6 protein-coding genes are annotated in these 6976 nt (G+C 50.4%); 3 read left to right on the top strand and 3 right to left on the bottom strand.

Translation table 11 applies throughout. From position 1 onward, the window contains the following. Positions 1-135: 135 nt before the first annotated feature. Positions 136-1491, bottom strand: a complete 1356-nt coding sequence (locus ACJROR_RS06825; RefSeq protein WP_406546464.1) for an ATP-binding protein — start codon at positions 1489-1491, stop codon at positions 136-138. Positions 1492-2382: 891 nt separating this feature from the next. On the opposite strand from ACJROR_RS06825, the gene ACJROR_RS06820 reads away from it, so the two are divergent. From ACJROR_RS06820 to ACJROR_RS06810, 3 genes are all read left to right on the top strand, one after another. Next, the gene (locus ACJROR_RS06820; RefSeq protein ID WP_406546463.1) at positions 2383-3354 is read left to right on the top strand and encodes a DnaJ domain-containing protein; all 972 of its coding nucleotides are present in this window, start codon (positions 2383-2385) and stop codon (positions 3352-3354) included. 166 nt (positions 3355-3520) lie between these two features. Next, the gene (locus tag ACJROR_RS06815) at positions 3521-4090 is read left to right on the top strand and encodes a hypothetical protein (protein ID WP_406040623.1); all 570 of its coding nucleotides are present in this window, start codon (positions 3521-3523) and stop codon (positions 4088-4090) included. A 225-nt stretch (positions 4091-4315) separates the two neighbouring features. Next, the gene (locus ACJROR_RS06810) at positions 4316-5266 is read left to right on the top strand and encodes a DnaJ domain-containing protein (RefSeq protein ID WP_406546462.1); all 951 of its coding nucleotides are present in this window, start codon (positions 4316-4318) and stop codon (positions 5264-5266) included. A gap of 94 nt (positions 5267-5360) precedes the next feature. Here ACJROR_RS06810 and ACJROR_RS06805 read toward each other — a convergent pair whose 3' ends face one another. Further along, positions 5361-6497 (bottom strand): tetratricopeptide repeat protein, encoded by a 1137-nt coding sequence (locus tag ACJROR_RS06805; RefSeq protein ID WP_406546461.1) that lies wholly within the window; start codon positions 6495-6497, stop codon positions 5361-5363. Positions 6498-6689: 192 nt separating this feature from the next. Beyond that, on the bottom strand, positions 6690-6976 hold a 287-nt coding region (locus ACJROR_RS06800), incomplete at its 5' end, for a hypothetical protein (RefSeq protein ID WP_406546460.1).

Raw genomic sequence — 6976 nt, 5'->3', positions numbered from 1 at the left:
GCATATTATGTCCTCTGCCAGTTCGCTTTGCAATCTTTACCTGCTTTACAAATTTTTCTCTGCAAGATCATCATTAAATACACTGCGTTACAAGAATCCAAATACCTAAACAGGTCTATTCATCTCTGGTCTGATTCATCCCAGTTCAGGATCAACTGATTTCCAGCTCTTAAGATATTCCCTGATCCTGAACGCACAGAAATAAGGAAAGGTGATGATTCCTTCCGCCTTTCCTATATTAAAGTCTCCAAGCTTTATGCCGTAATGGATATCCCCGTAATTCTCGCTTCTGATAAGCGTTGCCAAAGACTTTGATCTTTTGTCGCTGGATTTAACCTCCACCGGAATCAGCTCATTTTGCGTTCTCACAAAAAACTCCTCCTCCAAAGTGGAATTCTCCTTCTTGAAGTAAAAGAGCCCCAGCCCTTGCTTTACAAAAGCTTCCGCCACAAAGTTTTCATAAAGGGCCCCCTTGTAAACCCCGAGATTCCTGTTTGCCCTTAAGTCCTCCTGGGCTTCATCATCCAGAGCCGCCACCAGAAGTCCGGTATCGGGATAGTAGAGCTTAAACCGGGACATGTCCTCGTTGCCCTTAAGGGCCAGTTCCGGAAAATGGAGACAGTGACAGGCCACCACCACCCCGGCATCAATAAGCCATTCAATGCATCCGGTATATTCGCGGGATCGAGCATTTTTGCTCACCACGTTAAACTGAAACTTTTTGTTCTCCCGTGCCAGCTGTACAGGAACAGAGCGGTAAACGCTTACAATCTTGGTCGGATCCAAACCTTCCGCATACTTGCGGATATCCTCCTCGTAGTCGAGACAGATCTGCCGCTGAAGTTCCAGACTTCCGGAGAAGTTTCCGGACTCAATGTACCTCCTGATCACCTCCGGCATGCCTCCTAAAACGCAATAATCCAGAAAAAGCCTTTTCCACACCGCGATTTCAGTTGAGGAGAACGGCCTCAGATCAACCATGTGCTCAAGTATTTCCCGGATCTGCTCCTCTCTGTAGCCCTTGGCCCACAGAAACTCTTCAAAATCCAGGGAATGCATTTCATAATCGGTCTTGCTGCCCACGCTGTTACTGTGGATCTTCCGATAGCTGCTCCCCAAAAGAGAACCGCTGCAAATCACATCATATCTGCCATCCTCTCTGAAGGATTTCAGCGTGGTGACAATATCAGGATTGTCCTGAAGCTCATCGAATATGATGATGGTTTCGCCGGGAATAAACTCCTTCGCTGGGTCGATGAAGCTGATATTCTTCACTACCGAAGCCACGTCATAGCCATCCTGAGTGATGGCAAGATACTTCCTTTCCAGAGCACAATTGATGCTGACCACCGAGCGATAGTTCTTCCGGGCAAATTGCATGATAGTCTCGGTTTTGCCCACCTGACGAGCTCCTTTGATAACCAGAGGCTTATGCTCGGGGTCATTTTTCCACTGCATAAGAAAATCATCAGCCTTTCTTCTGAGATACATGCTCCTGTCCTCCCTGATGCTGATCTGCCTTAATGCTCAGTCCTGCTTAGCCTGTCATTCATGCTTTTCCTTCACTTCTCAGGCCAGACATCATCGCAAAAATAAATCCGAAGCACCCGCACGTTTTTGTTCGGGCAAACTCTTTTCGGGAAATCGCAGCTCAATAATTCGACTGTACCTTCAACAGCGTATTAACCGTGCCATCCATTCTGTTATCTTCTCTGCGCTCGCTCCGCCGTTCCCGCTGTCATCCGTGCCTCGGATTACGGCTTATCCGGTCACTAACTTCCTGTTTAACATTTTCATGAGTGAACCTATGACTTTTAATCACATTATATGAGCGAACTTTGTCATAATCTTCACCTTTTCATTAGGTTTTCACATAAACACTTACACATTTCATGAGGGAACTTTCAGCATTTCACACATTGCATCCCTCTGCTTATTTTCTCTCTGAACAGAAAAAACATTCATTTTCCTCCGAGCAGCTTTCCTTCTCACTATTCCTCCGCGCAGCATTCACTCATCACCATGTCCCCCGGCTCTCACCAGAGGCCTGATCTCCCCCATCACTCCCGCCCCGTTCCTCAAACATTCCTCTGCTCTGAAACAGGAAGCAATAATCCAGCTTATCTGCTTAGCCATCTTCTCCTGCATCAGCTTTTTGCCTGCTCTGAGATTTTTGCTTTAGCAGCGCAGCCGGTTTTGGTTTAACCCGCCTAAAAAACAGGATTCCGGTAATTATCACAAAAAGGGGCATCTGTGCTAAACTTTCCGAAGTTAACGTCTTTGCAGGAATTCCCGATACCAAACATTCCTGCACTTTTGCATCCGGCCGTCTGATTACAGTCACCGTAAGTTCGGCCGGAAGATAGTTTCCGACAGGTTATCATGATCAAGATTTTCATATTTGTGGTCATTATTCTGATTTTAAAGTACTTTATCTGGTACTTCATGACCACCGGTGAGAGATACTTCAGAAAAGAAAGTACCTCATCCCCCGAGGAGCTGAAACAGCTCTACCTCCTGGGGGTATTCCAGCTGGCCGGATACGTGGGAGGAGCAGCCAGCTCCGACGGAGCCGAAATCAGCCGCGTCGTCGCCGAATTCATCAGAAGGCTTACCCAAAACGGCGAAAACACCGAGCTTTGTCTCAGCGCCTACAATACCGGCCGTAATCCCTATTATCAGGTCACCACCGGCATCAGGTTCATTCGCACCCACGAGCGGAATTCCAAAAGGAAAACCAATCTGGATATCCTGATGACGTTCATTATCACCGTGGCCCTGTGCGATGGAGTCCTCACAAATATGCAGAGGACCCGGCTTCATGAAATTGCAGCCCTGCTCAGCTACCCGCCCAAAAAATTCGCCGCCCTGATGGAAGAATGCCAGATAATGAAGGAATGGCAGAATTTCCGGGACAGCTCCTTCGGCGGGTTTTCCGGTTCCTACGGCGGCTATTCCGACACCGGAAGCTCCGGCGGCGAAAGCTATTACGGGAACAGCGGCTATGACAGAAGCCGTTACGATGGCGGCTACAATCAGGGAGCCGGACAAAACTCCTGGAACAGCTCCGGTCAGGGCTCCTGGAATGATTCCGGAAGCTCGTGGAATCAGGAAGACGCTTCCGGCCAGTCCTGGCAGGAGGATAAGTCTCTTCAGAAGGCCTTTGCCATTCTGGGGGTACCGGAAACCGCTTCTGACAGCCAAATCAAAAAGGCCTATCACCGGCTTATCAGAAAGTACCACCCTGACATGATCAAAGCCCGGGGACTTCCCGAGGAAATGGAGAAGGTTTATGCCGACAAGGCTCAGGAAATCAATGATGCCTATACGATAATCACCCGGGCCAGAGGATAGCAATCCCGGACGATTTTCCCGGCATTTCAGAAGAGAGTCTCTGAACCGGGAACTGGGACACGGGTTAAGGCAGTTCTGCGGCTGATTCCGCTGATTTATCACGCTTTCCGGCTCTGTCCCGCCTGCTTTCCGGGGGATAAGAATTTACTGAACAAAGGATGCTGACATGTTCTATTTATTTGCGTTCATTCCATTCATCGTTATTGTCGCCGTCATAGTTATTTTGGTGATAAACTCCCGCAGAAATCTGGAAGCCAGCGGTTTGGGGCCGGTGTCCGGAGAGTTTTTCAGGCAAAACGATCTTGAGACCTGCAATCTCTACCTCGGGGGAATTTTTCAGCTGGCCGGCTATATCGGAAGGAGCACCCGGCTGGAGAATCCCTACCGGAACGCCATCGTGCAGGAATATGTCCGCCAGCTGGCTCCGACTCCGGAAAGCATGAAGCTCTGCGAAAACTCATTCTATGCCGGATTTGAAAAGGATTTTACTCCGAACAAGGCCACGGAGCTTCTTAATATCTATGCCCAGGCCTCCGGCAAAACGCCCGATGTCCGCTACATCATGACCTTTCTGGTGAATCTTTCCCTCTGCAGCGGGAACCTCTCCCCTGTGGAGGAAAAGCACCTTAACGAGATCGGAAAGCTCCTGAAATTTTCTCAGCGGGATCTCAAAAAGATGATTGAGGAATGCCGCCGCGCCGAATCCTGGAAAAGCTTGGCCAAAAAGGGCAAGTAACCTGATTAAGAGGCCGGATTCCGAGGGATTTCCCAAGTCAGGGATCATCATGCCAGGGCTCTGGCATCCTCCCGGAATTTGCGCATTCCCAAACAAAATTCAAATTTCAGCGCTCAAATCCGGGCCGGCGGTTTCTTCTTCTGCTATACTCACGGGCAGGATGCAGCAATACAATAATCCCCTGTCATCAACTAAAGTAATTACCGGCTATCGTGGTTTCCTAACATGCTCTCGTCCCTGTTCTCCTCAAACCGCATTTTTTTCTTCGCCATCCTCTTTTTTATCGGATGGTACCTGATCCAGAAGTTTATCGAAATTTATACCCATGGAGGCATCGGAAGAACCTCTGTAGACGGATCAGTCTCCCACTTAAGCGACAAGGAAATTCATAATCTCTATTTGAGCGGGGTTTTTCAGCTGGCCGGCTATATCGGAAGAAGCACCAGCGACGAAAACCCCTACCGCAATGCCATTGTTCAGGAGTATATCCGGCAGCTCTCCACCTCTCCGGAAAGCGCCGAGCTCTGTCAGACCGCATTTTTTGCCGGCTTTGCCCGGGACTACAGTCCCATGAACGCCGTGAGGCTTCTGGAAAGATATACCCGGTTTTCCAAAAAAAAGCCCAATATCAAGTACCTCATGAACTTTGTGGTCACTATCGCTCTCTGCGACGGAGTCATTTCCTCCATTGAGGATCAAAGGCTTAACGAGCTCTGCAAGCTCCTGAAGTTTTCTCCCCGGGAGCTCCGGAGAATGATCGACGAATGCCGCAGGATGCAGTCCTGGAAAAACTTCGCCCCGAACGATGAGTTTGCCTACCGCGGCGCCTTCAACGATCATTGGAAGGAGCAAAGAGCCGAAGGCTGGAATCGGCAGCAGTACGAGGAACAAAAAAGGCGCGAGGAAGAAGAAAAGCGGCGCGAAGAGGAGGAAAGAAGAGCCGAGAGAGAAGCCGGCCGCCAGATGGATGTGCTGGATGCCTATCAGGTGCTGGGGGTGCCGGCATCAGCTTCTGACAAGGAAATCAAAAAGGCCTTCCACCGTCTTATCAGAAAATATCACCCCGATCTGGCTCAATCCCGGGGACTTCCCGAAGAAATGGCTCAGGTATATGCCGATCGGGCGCAAACCATTAATCAGGCCTACGAAACCATCTGCCGGAACAGAGCCGCCTGATTATTCCGCCTTAGTCTGTCCCGCTGAGGGCTTCCCGGCAGGAGACTTGTCATGCCGGGTTTGCTGAATCCGCAATTCTCCCGGAATTCCGCCGTCAGAACATAAAATCCTCAGGCAGAGACAGAGCTGCGGGCACCATGGTGGCATCATTGTAAGGGTGCCAGCTGGTTTCTATAATAGCGTCTCTGAGCTCTTTGGCCTTTTCCGGCTGACAGGCCACCCCTTCGCCCTTTTCATACATATCTGCCAGAAGCGCGGTAGCGGGCACATTGCCCACTTCAGAAGCCTTGTCAAGATAGTGAAAGCCCCGGGGGAGATCCGCGGTTACGCCGTAGCCGGAATGCAGCATCCAGCCGGCAAGATACATGGCATCGTTAAGATTTCTGTCCGCCGCCCTTTCAAAATACGGGAAGGCCTTTACGTAATCGCTCTTGACCCCGATACCGTACAGATAAGCCCGGCCCAGATTCAAAAGCCCCTCCCGGAGATCCTTTTTGGCGGCCTTTTCATAAAAACGGAAGGCCAATTCCGGATTTTTCTCCGCGCCCACGCCGTTTTCATACAAGAAGCCGAGATTGTTATAGGCGGCAGCATAGCCGTGGGAGGCCGACTTTTCAAACCATCTGAAAGCCCGTTCCGGATCTCTGTCCACCCCGGCGCCGTTGTAGGTGATTAGACCCATAAGGTTTTCAGAAAAAGCGTCTCCCTTTTCCGCAGCCTTCCGGATGAGCTCCAGGCCCTGTCTGCTGTCCAGGTACACGCCGCCCAGTCCCTGATGCTGAAAAAATCCCTTAAGAGCCAGAGCCCGGGGCTGATCCTTTTTTACAGCTTCCTCAAGATAGGCCAGAGCCTTATCGCGATCTTGGGCAATAGACCGATCCGTGCCTACCCGATAGAGCTGAGACATGTAGAAAAGCCCCTGAGGATTTCCCCTTTGAGCCGCCTTTTCAAAGGAGTACACGATATAGCTGAACATCTCGCCGTTCACCTGATTGCCGGCGTCATACCGCAAAATAAAGTTATTGGCGATACGGGCCCAGGCATCTCCGGAGTCCTGCTCATAGGCGGCATGGCACTCCTTCTCAAGAGAGGTGAGCTTTATGCATTCAGAAAGATTCATGCTGATGTCGGTGACGGCGGCGTCGGCAGCGGACGCGCCATTAAGAAACGCTCCGGCAAGGAAAACCAGAGCCGTTAATCCCGCAGCCTTGCGGCTTTTAATATTTATCATTGCTGAGGTACCTGAAAACAGGGCAGTCGGGGAAACCGCACTGCCGAGGGTAACTGAAAATGTGTTTTCCGTCACATTGTAACGAACAATCCCGCCGACAGTTACACTTTTTCACGTAATTTCGTGAAAAAACGCTGCTGCTGCCAACTTCCTTTGACAGACTCCGCTATTCCGCGCCTTCGGCTGGCTCCTCTATTCTGCGCCTTCGGCTGGCTCCTCTAACGGAATATCCCTTCTCCCGGTAAAGAGTTCATGATAATGCCCCGGAGCCACGGTATCATACCCCTTTCCAAAAAACTGCGGCCGGTAAAAAAGAACCTTGTAGGGGAAGATCTCATGATAGGAATGCCGCTCATAGCGATCCATAAGAGCCCGGGCCATTTCGCTGTCCCGTGGCACGCCGCAGCCGTTTTCATAAAGAGAGGACAATACCCGTTCTGCGGGATAATACTGATGCTCCACCGCCAAAGAAGACCAGA

The sequence above is a fragment of the Succinimonas sp. genome (assembly GCF_045225735.1).
In the GTDB taxonomy this organism is placed as follows: Bacteria; Pseudomonadota; Gammaproteobacteria; order Enterobacterales; family Succinivibrionaceae; genus Succinimonas.
This window is presented reverse-complemented; position numbering and strand designations above follow the sequence as displayed.

Excerpts from the sequence above, each read along its gene's own strand:
- ACJROR_RS06805 (WP_406546461.1), bottom strand. The coding sequence starts at position 6,497 with ATGATAAATATTAAAAGCCGCAAGGCTGCGGGATTAACGGCTCTGGTT.
- ACJROR_RS06825 (WP_406546464.1), bottom strand. The coding sequence starts at position 1,491 with ATGTATCTCAGAAGAAAGGCTGATGATTTTCTTATGCAGTGGAAAAAT.
- ACJROR_RS06820 (WP_406546463.1), top strand. The coding sequence starts at position 2,383 with ATGATCAAGATTTTCATATTTGTGGTCATTATTCTGATTTTAAAGTAC.
- ACJROR_RS06815 (WP_406040623.1), top strand. The coding sequence starts at position 3,521 with ATGTTCTATTTATTTGCGTTCATTCCATTCATCGTTATTGTCGCCGTC.
- ACJROR_RS06810 (WP_406546462.1), top strand. The coding sequence starts at position 4,316 with ATGCTCTCGTCCCTGTTCTCCTCAAACCGCATTTTTTTCTTCGCCATC.